Source organism: Dactylosporangium sp. NPDC048998 (assembly GCF_043197855.1).
Taxonomy (GTDB): Bacteria; Actinomycetota; Actinomycetes; order Mycobacteriales; family Micromonosporaceae; genus Dactylosporangium.
The window spans coordinates 43,289-61,046 of sequence record NZ_JBICTV010000013.1; the positions used below are offsets into that span (position 1 = coordinate 43,289).

Consider the following 17,758-nt stretch of genomic DNA (forward strand, 5'->3'; position numbering starts at 1 on the left):
GCGCCGCGCACCGAAAACTGTCGTACCCGGCGGCTACGATCGTGCCGAACGCGACGCGTGGCCGGGCCACCCGCCCCGGCCGGGTGGCGTCAGGAGGCGGACGGCGCCGGGGCGGCGCTCGTGGGCGTCGTGGCAGCCGGCGCGGGTGGTGCGGGCGGCCGGATCTTGCCGTTGCGGCCGCCGTAGCGGCCGTCGTCGCCGCGGGAGTTCGGGCCCCAGCCGTCGCGGCCGCCGCCGTAGCGTCCGTGGTCGCCACGGTCGTGGATCGGGCCGTGCCCGTCGTGGCCGAACCCGTGGACCACGGCGGCACCGACCGCGGTCACGCCGGCGCCGAGGACGCAGCCGAGCAGCAGCGCGGCGCCGGCGATCACCGGCCCGCGACGGCCGCGCAGGCCCGAGCGCCAGCCGGCCAGCGGCGGCACCGCCCCGGCGATCGGCGCGCCCGGCGGCGGCCCGACGGGAGGGGGTGTTCCGACGGGCGAGGGCGACCCGACGGACGGCGGCGGCGCGGCATGCGCCTGCTCCGCGGCCGATGGCGCTGCGGCGGCGTGCGCCTGCTCCGCGGCCGGTGGCGCCGCGGGCTCGTGTTCCGGGGCCGCCGGGGGCTCGTGCGCCGGCCCCTGCAGGTTGGACTCCTCCTCGGCCGGGGTGTTGTGGCCGGCGGCGTCGTCGCTCATCGTGGACTCCAATGTGTGGCCCGGCGGCGACAGGGGGTCGCCGCAACGATGACCAGCATCGGGCGGCCGCCTAAGGACACATGGACGGCCATCATAAGAATTGCGTGAGAGCGAGTCCGCCGCCGGCTGTCAGTCCTGGCGCCCGGAGGTCCCGGGGGGTTTGGGCGCGCTGAGGCCGTAGTGCACGCCGAGCATGCGGATCAGAAAACAGATCGCCGCGGCGCCCAGCGCGGCCGGCAGTCCGTAGACGCCCGCCCGGACGGTGGTGACGGTGATCGCGGCGCCCACCAGGGCGGGGATGGCGTACAGGTCGCTGTGCAGCACCGACGGGATCCGCCGGACGAGGGTGTCGCGGATCGTGCCGCCGCCCACCCCGGTGACCACCCCCAGCAGGACCGCGGGCCCGACCCCGAGCCCGAACGCCAGTGCCTTGCTCGCTCCGATGACCGCGAACACGCTCAACCCGATCGCGTCGAGCACCACGATCGGTGTCTCCAGCCGCTCCAGCCGCCTGCTGAGGGCGAACGCGATCAGCCCGCCGGCGGCGGCGAGGGCGACGTAGCGCCAGTCGCGGAACGTGGCGGGCGGTATCGAGCCGATGAGGACGTCGCGGATGACGCCGCCGCCCAGTGCGGTGATCATGCCGAGGGCGACGACGCCGACCACGTCGAGCCGTGCGGCGCGTACCGCCGTCAGCGCGCCGTTGAGCCCGAAGGCGAAGGTGCCGGTCAGGTCCAGGGCGAGCAACAGCGGCGGTTCGAACGTCACACCGGCCCGCATACCCAGACAGTCAGCGGGAAGTGCCATACCAGCGCGCGAACCACGGAGAGGCGATGACCGCGAACACCTCGACCGAAACCGTCGTCATAGCCGAGCGGTGCTGGGACGGGCTGGCCGAAACGCCGTCCGCCCACACCGAGGTCGTGGTCCGGGGCGGGCGCATCGCCGAGGTCGGCGAACGGGTCGAGCGGGGCGCGGGGCAGGTGGTCGACCTCGGCGACCGCATGCTGCTGCCCGGCTTCATCGACTGCCACATCCACACCACGGTGGATCCGTCCGGCCTGCTCACCGCGTTCGCGACCGAACCGGCCACGGTCATCGTCCTGCGGGCCCTGCCGGTGCTGCGGGATCTGCTCGATCGCGGGTTCACCACGGTGCGTGACCTGGCCACCTTCGCGGCCGAACCGATCACGATCCACCTCCGCGACGCCCTCGCCCGCGGCCTGGTCACCGGGCCGCGCATGCTCGTGGCCCCGCACCTGATCTCGGCCCGCGGCGCCCACGGGGACATCTCCACCCTGCTCGCACCCGAATACGGCCGCGAGATCGGTGTGCTCGCCGACGGGCCCGCCGCGGTCACCCGCGCCGTGCGCGAGGAGATCCGCGCCGGCGCGGACTGGATCAAGTTCGGTGCCACCGGCGGGTTCGGCACACCCACCGACGACCCCGGGCAGGCCACCTACACGCAGCCGGAGATGGACGCCCTGGTGGCCGCCGCCGCCGACCTGGGCGTGCCGTGCACCCCGCACGCCTACGGCGACGACGGCGTCGCCCGCGCCGTGCGGGCCGGGGTGCGCTCGATCGAGCACGGCAACCTCGCCTCGGCCGAGACCTTGTCCCTGATGCAGCGGCGCGGGGTGTTCCTCGTTCCCACCCAGTTCATGGTCCTCGACGCGCTGGACCACCTCGACGACGATGACTACTGGCGGGGCAAGGACCCCGCCGAGCGGGAGAAGTTCCGCCGCTATGCCGGCCAGTTGCGTGACAGCGCCCGCAACGTCGCCGCCAGCGACGTGCGCATCGCCTTCGGCACCGACGCCGGCATGTTCCCGCATCACCAGAACTGGAGAGAGTTCCCCGCCATGGTGCACACCGGCATCACCCCGCTGCGGGCGCTGCGGGCCGCCACCAGCACCGCCGCCGACCTGCTGCAACGGTCCGACCTCGGCCGGATCCGGCCCGGCGCCACCGCAGACCTGATCGCCCTGCCCGGCAACCCCTTCGACGACATCGACGCCACCGGCGGTGTCGACTTCGTCATGCACGACGGCGTCGTACACCGCCCGGCCGCCCTGTCGACCTCTTAGGGAACTCTTAGCCGTGCGCGCCGGTCCCTCTCACGGACCGGGCCGATCGTTGGGGCCATGCCGACCACGACGACAGTCCCGGTCACCACCGCACGCCGGCCCGCCGTGCGCCCGGCGCCGCGCTGGTGGGCCGACGCCGGCGCAGTGGCCGCCGCGGCGAGCCTGCTCGTGGTCACCGCGCTCTGGGTGCGCAACCGCGGCCTGCAGGAGCTGGCGGGTGCCTGGCCGGACGCGCTGTCGTCGCTGGGGCGCCTGACCGGGCTGATCGCCTCCGACCTGCTGCTGTTGCAAGTGCTGCTCATGGCGCGGGTACCGCTGGTCGAGCGCGCCTTCGGCCAGGACCGCCTCGCCCGCTGGCACCGCTGGACCGGCTTCACCTCGTTCCACCTGATGATGGCGCACATCGTGCTCATCACCGTCGGCTACGCCGGCGCCGCCGACGCCGGCGTGCTCGGCGAGCTATGGGACCTCGTCGTGGACTACCCGGGCATGCTGCTGGCCACCGCGGGCACCGTCCTGCTCGTCATGGTCGTGGCGACCTCGATGCGGGCGGCGCGCCGGCGGCTGCGGTACGAGTCCTGGCACCTGCTGCACCTCTACGCCTACCTCGGCGTGGGTCTCGCGCTGCCGCACCAGCTGTGGACCGGCGCGGACTTCGTCGCCTCGCCGCTGTCGCAGGCCTACTGGTGGACGCTGTACGCCGTGTCGGCGGGTGCGGTCCTTACGTACCGCATCGGGCTCCCGGTGTGGCGCAACTGGCGGCACCGCCTGGTCGTCGACCGCGTCGTCGCCGAGGGGCCGGGGCTGACGTCGGTGTACCTGCGCGGCCGCCGCCTCGAGGGGCTGCCGGTACGGGCGGGCCAGTTCTTCCAGTGGCGCTTCCTCGACGGCTCGGGCTGGTCCCGCGCCCACCCGTACTCGCTGTCGGCGACCCCGCACACCGGCGTGCTGCGCATCACCGTCAAGGACCTCGGCGACGGCAGCGCCCGCGCCGCCGCGCTACGGCCCGGCACCCGGGCGCTGATCGAGGGCCCGTACGGCGGGCTCACCGGCGACACCTACGCCGGCGGGCCGGTGCTCATGCTGGCCTGCGGCATCGGCGTCACCCCGCTGCTGGCGCTGCTCGGCGAGCTGCCCTACGCCCCGCGGCAGGCCACGCTGGTCTACCGTGCCCGCAGCGAGGCCGAGGTCGCCTTCCGCGCCGAGCTGGACTGGCTGGCCCGGCACCGCGGGGTGCGGGTGGTGTACCTGCTCGGCCCGCGCGCGCCGCGCCCGTCCTGGCTGCCCGCGTCGGCCGCGGGGCTCACCGACGCCGCCGCGCTGCGCCGCCTGGCCCCGCACGTGGCCGCCTCGCACGTATACGTCTGCGGCCCGGACGCGTGGACCGCCGCCGCCCGGGCCGCGGCGCTGGCCGTCGGGGTGTCCCCGGACCGCGTCCACACCGAACAGTTCGCCTGGTAGGGCGCCTGTCATGAACCGCCGGGCGTGGCTAGAGCAGATCATGGGGCTCCGCGTGGCCCGGTCCGTGATACAGCTTTCGGGGGTGACCGATGGCGACGGAGGCGGGCGTGCGGATACTCGTGGTCGACGACGACGGTGCGGTGCGTGACTCCCTGGCGCGCACGCTGCGGTTCGAGGGCTACCAGGTCGACACCGCGCACGACGGCGCGCAGGCCCTCGCCGCGGTGCGCGCCGGCGAGCCCGACGCGGTGATCCTCGACGTGAGCATGCCGGTGCTCGACGGGCTGCAGGCCTGCCGCGAGCTGCGCGCCGACGGCGTGCTGGTGCCGGTGCTCATGCTCACCGCCCGCGACAGCGTCGGCGACCGGGTCGCCGGCCTGGACGCGGGCGCCGACGACTACCTCGTCAAGCCGTTCGCGCTGCAGGAGCTGCTCGCCCGGCTGCGGGCGCTGCTGCGCCGCTCGATGCTGGCGGTCTCGGTCCAGCCGTCCCGGGCGGCGCCGGGGGGTGCGGTGGCCACCGGCGGGCTCGCCTTCGCCGACCTGCGGATGGACCCGCAGACCCGGGAGGTATGGCGGGGCGAGCGGCAGCTGCGGCTGACCCGCACCGAGTTCGCGATCCTGGAGGTGTTCCTGCGCCACCCCCGGCAGGTGCTCACGCGCGAGGTGCTGTTCGAGCATGTCTGGGGGTACGACTTCGGGGAGACCTCCAACAGCATCCACGTGTACCTCGGCTACCTGCGCCGCAAGCTGGAGGCCGAGGGCGAGGCCCGGCTGCTGCACACCGTGCGCGGGGTCGGGTTCGTGCTGCGCGAGGAGCCGCTGTGAGGGCCGCCGTGACCGCGTGGTGGCACCGCCGCACCCTGCATGCCCGGCTGTCGCTGCTGGTCACCGGCGCGGTCGCGGTGGCCGTGCTGGTGGTCGCGGCGGTGGCGTTCGCCGCCGTCGCCGGGATTCAGCGCCGCCAGATCCAGGCGCAGCTGGCCGCCGACGCGCAGGCGATCGCCGCCCAGCCCGACCAGTGGCGGGCGGGCACCGCCCCGCTGCCCGGCGGCGCCGGCTACGAGCCCGACGACCAGGGCGGCCCGAAATTCGGCCCGCCGGGCGCCCCGGGCGCCCCGGGCGCCCCCGGCGCGCACCGCCGGTCGCGCGACCTCGGCGCCCGTTGGCAGATCATCGACGCCGACGGCAACGCGGTGAGCGACTCCGCGTCGCTGCCGCTCACCGCCGGGGCCCGGCAGGTGCTCGCCGGGCAGCGGCGCTCCGCGCAGGAGCAGGTGAACATCGCCGGCGACCGCTACCTGATGCTGACCGTCCCGGCCAGCGGCGGCGGCGTGGTGCAGGTCGCGATCAGCGAGGCCCCGGGCGTGCACACCCTCGCCCAGCTCGGCCTGCTGCTGGCCGCCGGGTGCGCGGTCGGCATCGCCGGCGCCGCGCTGCTCGGCCGCACGGTCGCCCGCGCCGGCCTGGTGCCCGTGCAGCGGCTGGCCGAGGCCGTCGAGGACGTCGCGGTCACCATGGACCTGACCCATCCGGTACCGGTGCACGGCGTCGACGAGATCGCCCGGCTCGGCCGGTCGGTCAACACCATGCTCGGCGCCATCGACGCCTCCCGCCGCGCCCAGCGGGCCCTCGTCGAGGACGCCGGGCACGAGCTGCGCACCCCGCTGACGAGCATCCGTACCAACGTCGAGCTGCTGCTGGCCGTGGACCGCCGGCCGGAGCTCGCGCACCGGCTGCCGCCCGAGGAGCGCGCCAAGCTCCTGGCCGACCTCGAGGCGCAGGTCGGTGAGCTGGCCACGCTGACCACCGAGCTGGTCGAGCTGGCCCGGGAGGAGACCACCCGCGAGGAGGCCGAGCCGGTCGAGCTCGCCGACGTCGTCACCGCCGCGATCGAGCGCGTGCGCATCCGGGCGCCGGGCCTCACGTTCGCCGCCGACCTGGCGCCGGGCACCGTCGAGGGGCGCCCCGGGGAGCTGGAGCGGATGGTCGTCAACGTGCTCGACAACGCGGCGAAGTGGAGCCCATCCGGCGGTACCGTCGGCATCGTGCTGCGTCCGGACGGCGCCGGCGGCTGCACGCTCACGGTGACCGACGACGGCCCGGGCATCGACGAGGCCGACCGGCCGCACGTCTTCGACCGCTTCTACCGCGCCGTCGCCGCCCGCGCCATGCCCGGCTCCGGCCTCGGCCTGGCCATCGTCGCGCAGACCGCGGCCCAGCACGGCGGCACGGTCGCCGCGGCGCCCAACGACCCGCACGGCACGGTGATCACCATCCGGCTGCCGGTTTTCTCACGCGGTTCTTAATCGCCGGCGGCAAAGTTCTTACCCTCCCCGCCGATCGTGGATCCTGCCCGGCCACGACCGACGAGGAGCTCGAACATGAGGCGATCCGCAGCAGGGTGGTGGCGCCCGGCGCTCCTCGTCGCCGGGGTCGCCCTCGCGGCGGTGGAGCTGCGCGGCCACCTGCCCTCCCCCGCCGCCACGTGGCAGGCGCTGCGCGGTGCCGCGCCCGGCTGGCTGCTGGCCGCCGCCGCGCTGTCGGTGCTGTCGATGGCGGCCTTCGCCGAGCAGCAGCGGCACCTGCTGGCCGCGTTCGGTGTGCGGATGCCCGCCGGGGCATCGCTCGCCCTCACCTACGCCCGCTCGGCGATGGCCGCCGCCCTGCCGGCCGGCTCGGCGATCTCGGCCGGGTACGCGTTCCGCCAGTTCCGTGCCCGCGGCGCCGGGCAGGGGATCGCCGCCGCCGTCATGCTGCTGTCGGCGCTGGCGTCGATCGCCGGCCTGGCCCTGCTGTACCTGGTCATCGCGGCGGGCCTGCCCGTCTGGGCGCTGTGGCTGCCGGCCGTGGCCGCGGTCGCCGCCGCGTGCGTGCCGGTGGTCCGCGCCGCGCGACCCGCCGCGGTCGCCGCGGAGCCCGCCGCCGAGGCGCCCGCCGCCGGTGGGCTGCGCCGCACGCTGCGCCGGACCGTGACGCTGGCCGCGGCCGTACCCGCGCGCCGCTGGCTGACCGTCCTGGCCATCGCCGCCCTCAACTGGCTCACCGACCTGGCGTGCCTGCTCGCCTCGATGCACGCCGTGGGCCTGACCGTGCCGGCGCGCACGGCCGCGATCGGCTATCTGGTCGCGCAGCTCCTCCGGCAGATCCCGGCTACCCCGGGCGGCGTCGGCGTCATCGAGGCCGCCCTGATCGTCGCGCTCACCACCGCCGGCGCCGGCGCCGCACCGGCCGCCGCGGCCGTGCTGATCTACCGGGTGCTGTCCTGCTGGAGCGTCCTGCCGATCGGCCTGGCGTGCTGGAGCGCCCTGAAGACCCGCATCGCGACGGCCGCCGAGCCGCAGCCGATGCTCGCCTCGGGGCCTATCGGTCGGTGAGCGGTTCCAGCAGCTCGGCGGTGGCGCGCTGGTGCAGGTGCCGCGCCCAGTCCAGGGCGGTGGCGTCGAACCTGCGATCGCGGATATGCGGATCGGCCCCCAGCGCGAGCAGCCGCGAGGTCCTGCGCCTCGCCGAGCTGGGCGCGACCGTCGAGCGGCCCGATCCCCCGGCGTCGGGCGCCTGAGGGGCCGGAGCGGGCCTCATCCGCCCCGGCCGCCCGGCCATCAGCGGGACCGTCACGGCAGGGGCGCCGGTCGCGGCGCAGGTCACGCGCGGCGGGTCGAGGCGGTGTCCGGCGGCGCCGGGACGCGGCATATGGTCTTGGTGCGCCGGGCGTCGGGTGTCGCGGTGCGCAACGCCGAACCGGGTGCCGGAGGGACGTCGCGAATGTCGTTGAAGATCGGGGTCGGCCTGCCCCAGCTCAAGAGCTTCGACCCGACCACCGCGGTCACGCGGGCGGCGCGGGCGGCCGAGGAGATCGGCTTCGACAGCGTGTGGGTCTTCGAGCGGCTCCTGCTGCCCGAGGACCAGAGCGGCGAGCACGGCCTGTACGGCATGCCCGGCGTGCCGTGGCCGGAGCGCTACGGCGGGATCCTCGACCCGCTGGTCGCGCTCACGCTGGCGGCCGCGGTCACGGACCGCGTCGAGCTGGGCACGTGCGTGCTCGTGGCGCCGCTGCACACGCCGGTGCGCCTGGCGCGGACACTGGCGAGCATCGACGCGGCCGCCGGCGGGCGGCTCGTCGCCGGGCTGGGCACCGGGTGGAGCATCGACGAGTTCGCGGCAGTCGCCCCACGGCCGTTCGCGGAGCGCGGCGCCGCGCTCGACGAGTTCCTCGACGTCGCGGCGGCGGTGTGGGGTGCCGACCCGGTGTCGTTCCGCAACGAGCGGTACGAGATCGCGCCGGCCGAGGTCGGCCCCAAGCCGGCCCGCCGGATCCCGGTGTACGTCGGCGGCCACTCGGACGCGGCCCTGCGCCGCGCCGCGCGCCGCGCCGACGGCTGGTTACCGACCGGGTTACCGCCCGCCGCGGTCGGCGGCGTGCTGACGCGGCTGCGGCAGATGACGGCCGACGCGGGCCGGGACCCGTCGGCGATGGGCTGCACGTTCCAGGTCGGCGTCGGCCGGACGGACGAGGTGCCGTCGGAGGGCCGCAAGCCGTACACCGGCAGCGTCGAGCAGATCGTCGGCGACATCGCGGAGCTCGCCGAGGCGGGGGTCGACCACGTCTTCGTGACGGCGGCGAACGTGGCCCGCGACATGGACGAGTACGTGGACGTGGCGGCGGACTTCCACGCCCGGATCCGGGCCGCCGGGCTGTAGGCCGGCGCGGGTCAGGCGATCGGCGGGCCCGCGCAGTTCTCGGCCGGGGCCGTCGCTGCCGCCGGCTCGACGTCACCGGCCTCATCGTCGACGCCGCGCTCGGCCGGGCCGCTGAGGTCGCGCCGTGAACCACGCCGCTGGGGCGGCGACCATCCACTATGGACTAACTCGGTGGCTGGAGCGGTGGTGAGCTGGTAACATTCTTCGCTCCACGGCGAGTGAACGTTGCGGCGCGGCGGGAGGGGGCCAGCGGCATGCGAGTCAGTCCCGCGCTGCGTGCCGTCGCGGCCACGATCGCGCTCGGCGTCTGTGCGCTGCTGCTCGGGCTCTCGCATTCCCACCTCGCCGTGCCCGGCGACACGTTCCAGGTCGCGCGGGCCGCACACACGGCGGTCGTGTCCGGTGCCGAGGCGTCGCAGGGGCGCAAGCACTTCCAGCCACGGGACGGGGCGTCGCCCGGGCCGCGCTGGTTCGCGCTGGCGCCGTCCTCGATCGATCTCGAGCCATGCCTCGCGGCCTCCGCGGCGGCGCCCGCCGCCGGCGGTGCCCACACCGGGCGGTCGGCCGAGACCGCGGGCTGCCGGGGCCCACCCATTTCCTCCTGAAACGCAAGGCGTCCTGAAGCCGTGACCCGATCGGGTCGACGGCTCCGTCCCGTTTTGTCTTTCGGAGGTACTCAACCATGTCGTACATACCGTTGCACCACACGCGCGCCGCAGCCCAGCACGCACCGCCGGGTAAGGCGTGAGTGCCGTCGCGGCGATCGCGATCTTCACGATCGCGTTCGTCCTCATCGCCACGGAGAAGGTCCACCGCGTCGCGGTCGCGCTATGCGCCGCGGGGCTGATGGCGCTGCTGGGCCTCGTGCCGGGCAAGGACGTCTTCTTCTCCGAGCACGCCGGCATCGACTGGAACGTCATCTTCCTGCTGCTCGGCATGATGATCATCGTCGGGGTCGTCAAGCAGACCGGGCTGTTCGAGTTTCTCGCGATCTGGGCGGCGAAACGGTCCGGCGGGCGGCCGTACAAGCTGCTCGTGATGCTGATGGTGATCACCGCGGTCGCCTCGCCGTTCCTGGACAACGTGACCACGATCATGCTGGTCGCGCCGGTGACCGTGCTGGTGTGCCGGAAGCTGGGCATCCCCGCCGCGCCGTACCTGATCGCGGAGGCGCTGGCCTCCAACATCGGCGGGGCGGCGACGCTCATCGGCGACCCGCCGAACATCATCATCGGCAGCCGGGCCGGGCTGACGTTCAACGACTTCGTCGTCCACATGGCGCCGATCGTGGTGGTGCTGTTCGCCCTGTTCGTCCTGCTGGCCTGGGTGATGTTCCGCAAGCGCTTCGAATACCACCCGGAGCGCGTCGCCGAGATCATGGCGCTCGACGAGCGGGCGGCGATCACCGACCGGCGCCTGCTGGTGCGGTGCCTGGTCGTGCTGGGCATGGTCGTGGCCGCCTTCTCGCTGCACACGGTCATCCATGTCGAGCCGGCCATCGTCGCGCTGCTCGGCGCGGGCCTCATGGTGCTGGTCTCGCGCGTCGAGACCGCCAAGTACCTGGAAGAGGTCGAGTGGTCGACCCTGGTCTTCTTCATGGGCCTGTTCGTCATGGTGGGCGCGCTCGTGGAGACGGGGGTCATCCACCGGATCGGGACCTGGGCGACCGGGCAGGTCGGCGACAACTACTTCGTCGCCGCCAGCGGGCTGCTGTTCGGCTCGGCCGTGCTGGGAGCGTTCTTCGACAACATCCCGTACGTCGCGACCATGGCCCCGATCGTCGAGGACATCGTGGCCACGACGGCCGACCCGGAGACGGGGCGGTCGCTGTGGTGGGCCTTCGCGCTCGGCGCCGACTTCGGCGGCAACGGTACGGCGGTCGCCGCCAGCGCCAACGTCGTCGTGCTCGGCATCGCCGCGCGGGCCGGGGAGCCGATCAGCTTCTGGCAGTTCACCCGCTACGGCATCGTCACCACGGTCATGACCACCGTCATCGCGTGGGGCTACGTCTGGCTCCGGTACTTCTCGTGACGACCCATTGAGGGAGGCAGCATGCAATCCGTCCGCACCCCCCTGCCGGGGGTCGGTTCACTGCACGTCCTGCACCTGCACGACGGGCGCCGCATCGGCGTCATCCGCCGGCACGACCATCGGCGTGAGCTCGTCGTCTACGACCCGGCCGACGCCGGCACCCGCCTGACCAGCACCCTGCTCACGGCCGTCGAGGCGCAGGTCCTCGCCGGGCTGGTGGAGTCGGACGGCCCGCCGGTGCACTCGGCGCGGCTGGAGCACCTCGGCGCCGGCCTGACCGTCGTGCAGGTGCTGATCAGCGCCGGGTCGCCCTGGCTGCGACGGCCGTTCGGCGACATCGCCGTCGAGGGCGCCGTGATCGCCGCCGTCATCCGCGACGAGCGGGTGCTGCCCGCCCATCCACGGCCCCGGTGCGAGCCCGGGGACGTGCTCGTCATCGTCGGGCACTCGGACGCGGCGTTCCGGGCGCTCGACGCGCTGCTCGCGGCGTAGCGGGCCGGGTTCCGGCGGGCGCCCACCACGGGCGTCCGCCGGAACGCGGACGGCGCGCGGGCGCGGTGGTCAGGACCCGTCAGGACCGTGGCCGGGCGGCGCGGCGGGCGCGGTAGGCGGCGGCGTTGGCACGGTTGCCGCAGCCGCCCTCGCAGAAGCGGCGGGACCGGTTCTTGGACAGGTCGACGAGAACGTCGTCGCAGTCGTCGGCGGCGCAGACGCGCAGCCGGTCCAGCTCCTTCATCCGGATCACGTCCAGCATCGCCATCGCGAACTCGACCTGCATGCGCACGTGGAGGTCGGCGTCCGGCGGGGTCGCGTGCATGTGGTAGTCCCAGCCGTCGTGCTTGACGAGCTGCGGCAGCGCGTCGGCCTCGCGCAGCATCGCGTTGACGAGCTCGGCCGCCTCGTCCTCCCCCGCCCCCCACAGGCGGCGCAGCCGCGGGCGGAGCGCGCGCACGGCCTGCAGCTCGGCCGCGTCGTGGCTGCGCCGGCCGGTCCAGTTCCACGGGGCCAGGAACGCGTCCAGGGCCGCGACGTCGGGCAGCAGCTCCTCGCTGGTGCCGGTGTTCACGGTGGCGGCCGCGGCGACGAGCGCCAGCTCGGTGTCATGAGCAAAAAGCATCTTGACTCCTTATTCCGATCCGCACTACCGTTCGCGTCATGAGCGTAACGCGTTTTGCCGATGACCGACGCTCGCGGGGTGCCCTCGGGCTCGGGCTGGCGCTGCTGTCGGCGGCGGCGTTCGGCACCGCGGGTCCGTTCGCCGGGTCCCTGATGGCGACCGGGTGGACGCCGGGGGCCGTGGTTACGGTCCGCATCGGCATCGCGGCGCTGGTGCTCACCGTTCCGGCCCTGATCGCGCTCCGCAAGCACCACGGGCCGCCGCGGCGCGCGCTGCCGCAGGTGCTCGCCTTCGGGCTGGTCGCGATCGCGGGCGGCCAGCTCACGTTCTTCAACGCCGTCCGGCGGCTGGACGTCGGGGTGGCGCTGCTGCTGGAGTACGGCGGAATCCTCCTCGTCGTCGCGTGGCTGTGGCTGCGCCACGGACAGCGGCCACGACGGCTGACCGTCGCCGGCGGCATCGCCGCCCTGGCCGGCCTGGTCCTGGTCCTCGACCCCGGCGGCGGCCTCGACCCGGTCGGCGTGCTCTGGGCGCTGCTCGCCGGCGTCTCCCTCGCCGTCTACTTCACGATGGCCTCGCGCGGCGAGGGCGCGCTGCCACCGCTGGCCCTGGCGTGGGCCGGCATGGTGGTCGGGGCGCTGGCGCTGGCCGCCTTCGCCGCGGCCGGGCTACTGCCGTTCCACACCGGCACGGCCGCGGTGACGCTGCTGGACCGGCGGGTGAGCTGGGTCGTGCCTATCGTCGGGCTGGCGCTGGTCGCCGCCGCCCTCGCATACGCCGCGGGGATCGTCGCGTCCCGGCTGCTGGGCGCCCGGGTCGCCTCGTTCGCCGGCCTCACCGAGGTGCTCTTCGCCGTGCTGTTCGCGTGGGTGCTGCTCGGGCAGGCGCCGGGCGCGTGGCAGCTCGCGGGCGGGCTGGTCGTGCTGGCCGGCATCGCGCTGGTGCGCGCCGACGAGCGGACCCCGGCGCCCCGGGAGCGCGACGAACGACCAGCCGCCGCCGAGCTGATCGGCCCCGCCGCGTAAGAGCGACCGCCAACTGGCTGGTAGCGCGCGGCGGCCGGGGCGTGCGGGGCGTTCCGTGATGTGAGCGCCAACAGGCAAGAAATCGACCGTTGCGAGTCCGCAGTGGTTGCGCTATGTTAGCGCTCACATCCGCGGGACTCCGCCACAGGTCCCGCCCGGCGCGTCGGCAGGCCTCGATGGAAGGAGGCGCGCAGGGCCGCCACCCGGCCGCCGCATCGATAGATCATCTTCGCTGTCAGACGCGCCGGTGAGCCATGCCCGGCGACGGTCCGCCAGCCACACCCCGCATCGCAACGAGACTCCCATCGCAACGGAAGGGGTCAACCATGGCACTTCGGCTGCCATACCGAAGCCTGCGCACAACCGTCCTCGCGGTCGCCGCCGTGGGCGCGCTCGTCACGGGCGTCCTCGTGGGCGCCGGTACCTCGCAGGCGGCGACGTCACAGGCCTGTGACATCTACGCCGCGGGCGGCACCCCCTGCGTGGCCGCGCACAGCACCACCCGGGCGCTGTACGGCACCTACAACGGCGCTCTCTACCAGGTCCGCCGCGCCTCGGACAACACCACCCGCGACATCGGCCTGCTCAGCGCCGGCGGCTACGCCAACGCCGCCACCCAGGACTCGTTCTGCGCCGGCACCAGCTGCGTCATCACCATCATCTACGACCAGTCCGGCCGCGGTAACCACCTCACCCAGGCGCCCCCGGGCGGGTTCTCCGGACCGGCCTCGGGCGGGTACGACAACCTCGCCGACGCCACCCTGGCGCCGATCACCATCGCCGGCCACAAGGCGTACGGCGTCTTCGTCGCCCCCGGCACCGGCTACCGCAACAACAACACGAACGGCGTCGCCACCGGCGACCAGCCCGAAGGCATGTACGCCATCTTCGACGGCACCCACTACAACGGCGGCTGCTGCTTCGACTACGGCAACGCCGAACGCAACAGCCGCGACAACGGCAACGGCACCATGGAGGCCATCTACTTCGGCAACATCAAGGTCTGGGGCTACGGCACCGGCAACGGCCCCTGGATCATGGCCGACCTGGAGAACGGCCTCTTCTCCGGCGTCAACGCCGGCTACAACGCGGGCGACCCGACCATCAACTACCGGTTCACGACCGCCATCGTCAAGGGCGAACCGAACCACTGGTCCATCCGCGGCGGCAACTCCCAGTCCGGCAGCCTCTCCACCTTCTACAACGGCGCCCGGCCGAACGTGTCCGGCTACAACCCGATGAAGAAGGAGGGCGCGATCATCCTGGGCATCGGCGGCGACAACAGCAACAGCTCCGCCGGCACCTTCTACGAGGGCGTCATGACCTCCGGCTACCCCACCGACGCCACCGAGAACTCGGTGCAGGCCAACATCGTCGCCGCGGGCTACGCCCCGCCGACGTCGACCGGCGGCGGTACCCTCACTCCCGGCACGGCGATCTCGCTGCGCGCGACGACAGCGTGCTGCACCACGCGGTACATCACCCACTCGGGCAGCACCGTGGCCACGACGGTCATCACGTCGTCCAGCTCGTCCACCGACAAGGCCAACGCGTCCTGGATCGTGCGGGCCGGCCTGGCCAACAGCTCCTGCGTGTCGTTCGAGTCGAGGAACACCGCGGGCAGCTACCTGCGGCACCAGAACTTCCAGCTGTACCTGCACGCCAACGACAACAGCTCGCTGTTCGCCTCGGACGCGACGTTCTGCCCGCAGGCCGGCCAGAACGGCCAGGGCAACTCGTTCGCCTCGTCGAACTACCCGAGCCGCTACATCCGCCACTACAACAACAACGTGTACATCGCCAGCAACGGCGGCTCAAACACCTTCGACGCCACCGCCCTGTGGGCCGACGACGTGAGCTGGGTGGTCACCGGCGCCTGGACGCCGTAACGGTCCGGTCGCAGCGACGACAGCCGCTCCGCAACCCCGCGGGGCGGCTGTCCTGGCACTACGGTTGGCTCGTGCCCCGAACTGCGGATCCCGATGTGTGCCCACGCTGGCGGCTGACGACCGGACGGCTGCTGGGTGACCGGGCGATCGGCACCTGGGCCGCCGCGCGGGACGGCGCGGCCCTTGTGCTGCAGTAGTTCCCGTCGGCGGCCGTTCCCGACTGGCGCTACCCGCTGCGCGTCGCGGCGGCGCTGCGGGCCCAGGGCTGGCCGACCCCCGAGCCGGCCGAGGAGCCGTTCGCCGGGCCCGACGGCGCGTGGGTGCCGCGGCACCCCGGCCCGCCGCCGGACCTCGACTGACAGATCGCCCACCTGCGCAAGCACTCCGCCCTCCTGGCGGCTCAGGTGCCGACGCTCTCCATGTGACGCAGACCGGCCACCACCCCGAGGCGACGGCGACCGATTTCCCGGCCCGTCAGAGCGCGCCGCGCGGCCGTCGTTACGCTGGCGTCATGACGACGTTCGTGCTGATTCCCGGGGCCGGGGGTGCCGGCTGGTACTGGCATCGGGTGGTGCCCGAGCTCCGCCGGCGTGGCCACGACGTGATCGCCGTCGAGCTGCCGGCCGGTGACGACGGCGCGGGCCTGGCGGAGTACACGGAGGCCGTGGTCGAGGCGGCCGGCCGGCCGAGCGGCGAGCTGGTGGTGGTGGGCCAGTCGATGGGCGGTCTGACCGCGCCGCTGGTCTGCGACCGGCTGCCGGTCGCGCGCCTGGTCCTCGTCAACGCGATGATCCCGGTCCCGGGCGAGACCGGCGGCGCGTGGTGGACCAACACCGGCCAGGAGCAGGCCCGCCGCGAGAACGACCGCAGCGAGGGGCGCGATCCGGACGCGGGGTTCGATCCGCTGGTGTACTTCTTCCACGACGTCCCCGCGGACGTCACCGCCGAGGCGACGGCGGCCCAGCCGGCGCAGTCGGGCACGCCGTTCGAGCAGCCGTGGCCGCTCGAACGCTGGCCCGACGTGCCGACCACGGTGCTCAGCGGCCGCGACGACCGCCTGTTCCCGCTGGATTTCCAGATCCGCACGGCCCGCGCACGCCTCGGCATCACGCCCGAGACGCTGCCCGGCGGGCACCTGGTGGCGCTGAGCCGCCCCGCGGAGCTCGTCGCCGCCCTGGACCGGTGACCACCCGGGTCGCCCTCCCGATCGTCATGTCGGATCCTTCCTGGTCACATCGGACGGCGGCGCGAGGCCCGCCAGCGCGCGCAGCAGCGGTACGCCACCGAGGAGGGCGACCGCGACCGGGATCGCGACGGTGACCAACGCCAACGCCAGCACCATCGCCGGCGGGGCGCCCAGCGCGAGGGCGAGCAGGCAGGAGCCGGCGAACGCCAGCAGCCTGATCCGGACCCGCGTGACGGACGGCACGGCCACTCCTCGCTCGTTCACAGCAGCAGCAGGACGGGCAGCGACAGGCCGACCGCGGCCACGACGAGCCCGGCGCCGGCCGCGACGCGCGTGGTGGCCGCGGCGTTGACCAGGCCGCCCATCACCGAGCGGTCCCGGCAGAAGTGCACGAGCAGGAACAGCGCCACCGGTACGCCGAGCGAGATCACGACCTGGCTCACCACGAGCAGCCCGGTCAGCGGCGCCCCGGCCAGCAGCGCCACGAGCGCCGGCACCATGGTGACCAGCCGGCGCACCCGGCTCGGGATCTGCCAGCCCAGGAATCCCTGCATCACGAAGTCGCCGGCGAGCGTGCCGATCCCGGACGACGACACGCCCGAGGCGAGCAGCGCGACCGCGAACGCCAGCGCGGCGGCCCCGCCGGCCCGGCCGGCGATCTGCGCGTGCGCGTCGATGATGTCGCCGGTCCACGCGCCGGCGGTGAGCGCGCCGAGGCCGGCGCCGAGCGCGATCATCGCCACGTTGACGACGGCCGCGCCACCCAGGGCGATGCCGCAGTCCAGCCGCAGCGCGCGGCGGACCAGGCTCGGCGAGCGGTCGCCGGAACCCGCCGCGGCGCCGGGATCGGGCCGCCGCGCGAGCGCGGAGTGCAGGTAGATGGCGTGCGGCATGACGGTCGCGCCGACGATGCCCATCGCCAGCAGCGCGCTGCGGACGCCGTCGAGGCGCGGGACCAGGCCACCGGCGAGGCCGGCCGCGGACTGGTGCCCGACCGCGACGACGTCGTAGAGCACGCCCGCGCCGACGAGCAGCAGCGCCGCGGCGGTCAGCAGTTCGAAGCGCCGGCGCCCGCGGCGGCGCAGCTCCAGCAGGACCATCGACACCGCGGCGGTCACGAGCGCCGCCGGCGCGACCGGCATCCCGAACAGCAGGCGCAGGCCGATCGCGGCGCCCACGAACTCGGCCAGGTCGGTTGCCAGGACGACCAGTTCGGCCTGCGCCCACAGCAGCAGGCTCGCCCACCTGGGCAGGCGCTCCCGGCACAGCTCCGGCAGGCTGCGCCCGGTCGCCACGCCGAGCTTCGCGGACTGGAACTGCACCAGCAGCGCCACCAGACTCGCCGCGACGACCACCCACACCAGCAGATATCCGCTCGTGGCTCCGGCGGTCAGATTGGTGGCGACGTTTCCCGGATCGATGTAGGCGATGGCGGCGACGGCGGCCGGTCCGAGCATCGGCGTGAGCCGCGCCGCCCTGCGTGACGGCGCCGGATCATCGGCGGAAGCGCCCCTCTCGGCCGTGACCCGGTTCGTGGACGTCATAGACACAACGGTGGGCCGCCGCGCCGCGGCCTGCCTCACCT

The 17,758-nt window shown here is 74.2% G+C and carries 19 protein-coding genes; 13 read left to right on the forward strand and 6 right to left on the reverse strand.

Annotation, left to right across the window (positions count from 1 at the left end):
• Positions 1–89 precede the first annotated feature (89 nt).
• Both ACGFI8_RS27090 and ACGFI8_RS27095 read right to left on the reverse strand, forming a co-directional pair.
• Positions 90–677 (reverse strand): hypothetical protein, encoded by a 588-nt coding sequence (locus ACGFI8_RS27090; RefSeq protein WP_392809057.1) that lies wholly within the window; start codon positions 675–677, stop codon positions 90–92.
• A gap of 129 nt (positions 678–806) precedes the next feature.
• Complete coding sequence (locus tag ACGFI8_RS27095) at positions 807–1,445, reverse strand: trimeric intracellular cation channel family protein (RefSeq protein ID WP_392809058.1); 639 nt, start codon at positions 1,443–1,445, stop codon at positions 807–809.
• A 65-nt stretch (positions 1,446–1,510) separates the two neighbouring features.
• Between ACGFI8_RS27095 and ACGFI8_RS27100 the strand changes: the two genes are divergently transcribed.
• From ACGFI8_RS27100 to ACGFI8_RS27120, 5 genes are all read left to right on the forward strand, one after another.
• A complete protein-coding gene (locus tag ACGFI8_RS27100) occupies positions 1,511–2,764 on the forward strand; it encodes an amidohydrolase family protein (protein ID WP_392809060.1) in 1,254 nt (417 codons plus the stop codon).
• Between the two features lie 57 nt (positions 2,765–2,821).
• Complete coding sequence (locus ACGFI8_RS27105) at positions 2,822–4,225, forward strand: ferric reductase-like transmembrane domain-containing protein (protein ID WP_392809062.1); 1,404 nt, start codon at positions 2,822–2,824, stop codon at positions 4,223–4,225.
• A 107-nt stretch (positions 4,226–4,332) separates the two neighbouring features.
• A complete protein-coding gene (locus ACGFI8_RS27110) occupies positions 4,333–5,052 on the forward strand; it encodes a response regulator transcription factor (protein WP_392809063.1) in 720 nt (239 codons plus the stop codon).
• Positions 5,049–6,533: an ATP-binding protein gene (locus ACGFI8_RS27115; RefSeq protein ID WP_392809064.1), complete on the forward strand. Its 1,485-nt coding sequence runs from the start codon at positions 5,049–5,051 to the stop codon at positions 6,531–6,533. Before ACGFI8_RS27110 ends, ACGFI8_RS27115 begins: the two co-directional genes overlap by 4 nt.
• A 75-nt stretch (positions 6,534–6,608) precedes the next feature.
• Positions 6,609–7,601 carry a YbhN family protein gene (locus ACGFI8_RS27120; protein ID WP_392809065.1) on the forward strand — a complete coding sequence of 331 codons (993 nt, stop codon included), beginning with the start codon at positions 6,609–6,611 and terminating at the stop codon, positions 7,599–7,601.
• On the opposite strand, the gene ACGFI8_RS27125 is transcribed toward ACGFI8_RS27120, so the two are convergent.
• A complete protein-coding gene (locus ACGFI8_RS27125; protein WP_392809067.1) occupies positions 7,588–7,917 on the reverse strand; it encodes a hypothetical protein in 330 nt (109 codons plus the stop codon). The two genes, ACGFI8_RS27120 and ACGFI8_RS27125, sit on opposite strands and share 14 nt — an antisense overlap.
• A gap of 72 nt (positions 7,918–7,989) precedes the next feature.
• Between ACGFI8_RS27125 and ACGFI8_RS27130 the strand changes: the two genes are divergently transcribed.
• From ACGFI8_RS27130 to ACGFI8_RS27145, 4 genes are all read left to right on the forward strand, one after another.
• Positions 7,990–8,925 carry a TIGR03619 family F420-dependent LLM class oxidoreductase gene (locus tag ACGFI8_RS27130; protein ID WP_392809069.1) on the forward strand — a complete coding sequence of 312 codons (936 nt, stop codon included), beginning with the start codon at positions 7,990–7,992 and terminating at the stop codon, positions 8,923–8,925.
• 254 nt (positions 8,926–9,179) lie between these two features.
• Positions 9,180–9,530: a hypothetical protein gene (locus tag ACGFI8_RS27135; protein ID WP_392809071.1), complete on the forward strand. Its 351-nt coding sequence runs from the start codon at positions 9,180–9,182 to the stop codon at positions 9,528–9,530.
• Between the two features lie 139 nt (positions 9,531–9,669).
• Complete coding sequence (locus ACGFI8_RS27140) at positions 9,670–10,956, forward strand: SLC13 family permease (protein ID WP_392809073.1); 1,287 nt, start codon at positions 9,670–9,672, stop codon at positions 10,954–10,956.
• A gap of 21 nt (positions 10,957–10,977) precedes the next feature.
• Positions 10,978–11,448 (forward strand): potassium transporter TrkA, encoded by a 471-nt coding sequence (locus ACGFI8_RS27145; RefSeq protein WP_392809076.1) that lies wholly within the window; start codon positions 10,978–10,980, stop codon positions 11,446–11,448.
• Between the two features lie 79 nt (positions 11,449–11,527).
• Here the strand turns inward: ACGFI8_RS27145 and ACGFI8_RS27150 are convergent, their stop codons facing one another.
• Complete coding sequence (locus tag ACGFI8_RS27150; protein ID WP_392809078.1) at positions 11,528–12,073, reverse strand: CGNR zinc finger domain-containing protein; 546 nt, start codon at positions 12,071–12,073, stop codon at positions 11,528–11,530.
• A gap of 38 nt (positions 12,074–12,111) precedes the next feature.
• On the opposite strand from ACGFI8_RS27150, the gene ACGFI8_RS27155 reads away from it, so the two are divergent.
• From ACGFI8_RS27155 to ACGFI8_RS27170, 4 genes are all read left to right on the forward strand, one after another.
• A complete protein-coding gene (locus tag ACGFI8_RS27155; RefSeq protein ID WP_392809080.1) occupies positions 12,112–13,098 on the forward strand; it encodes a DMT family transporter in 987 nt (328 codons plus the stop codon).
• A 326-nt stretch (positions 13,099–13,424) separates the two neighbouring features.
• Positions 13,425–14,987 carry an alpha-L-arabinofuranosidase B gene (locus tag ACGFI8_RS27160; RefSeq protein WP_392809082.1) on the forward strand — a complete coding sequence of 521 codons (1,563 nt, stop codon included), beginning with the start codon at positions 13,425–13,427 and terminating at the stop codon, positions 14,985–14,987.
• A gap of 71 nt (positions 14,988–15,058) precedes the next feature.
• A complete protein-coding gene (locus ACGFI8_RS27165) occupies positions 15,059–15,184 on the forward strand; it encodes a hypothetical protein (RefSeq protein ID WP_392809084.1) in 126 nt (41 codons plus the stop codon).
• 314 nt (positions 15,185–15,498) lie between these two features.
• Positions 15,499–16,173 carry an alpha/beta fold hydrolase gene (locus tag ACGFI8_RS27170; protein ID WP_392809086.1) on the forward strand — a complete coding sequence of 225 codons (675 nt, stop codon included), beginning with the start codon at positions 15,499–15,501 and terminating at the stop codon, positions 16,171–16,173.
• Positions 16,174–16,197: 24 nt separating this feature from the next.
• On the opposite strand, the gene ACGFI8_RS27175 is transcribed toward ACGFI8_RS27170, so the two are convergent.
• Together ACGFI8_RS27175 and ACGFI8_RS27180 are read right to left on the reverse strand one after the other, a co-directional pair.
• The gene (locus ACGFI8_RS27175; protein ID WP_392809087.1) at positions 16,198–16,416 is read right to left on the reverse strand and encodes a hypothetical protein; all 219 of its coding nucleotides are present in this window, start codon (positions 16,414–16,416) and stop codon (positions 16,198–16,200) included.
• A 17-nt stretch (positions 16,417–16,433) separates the two neighbouring features.
• Entirely contained in the window at positions 16,434–17,717 is a 1,284-nt protein-coding gene (locus ACGFI8_RS27180) for an Nramp family divalent metal transporter (protein ID WP_392809088.1), read from the reverse strand.
• Between the last annotated feature and the right edge of the window lie 41 nt (positions 17,718–17,758).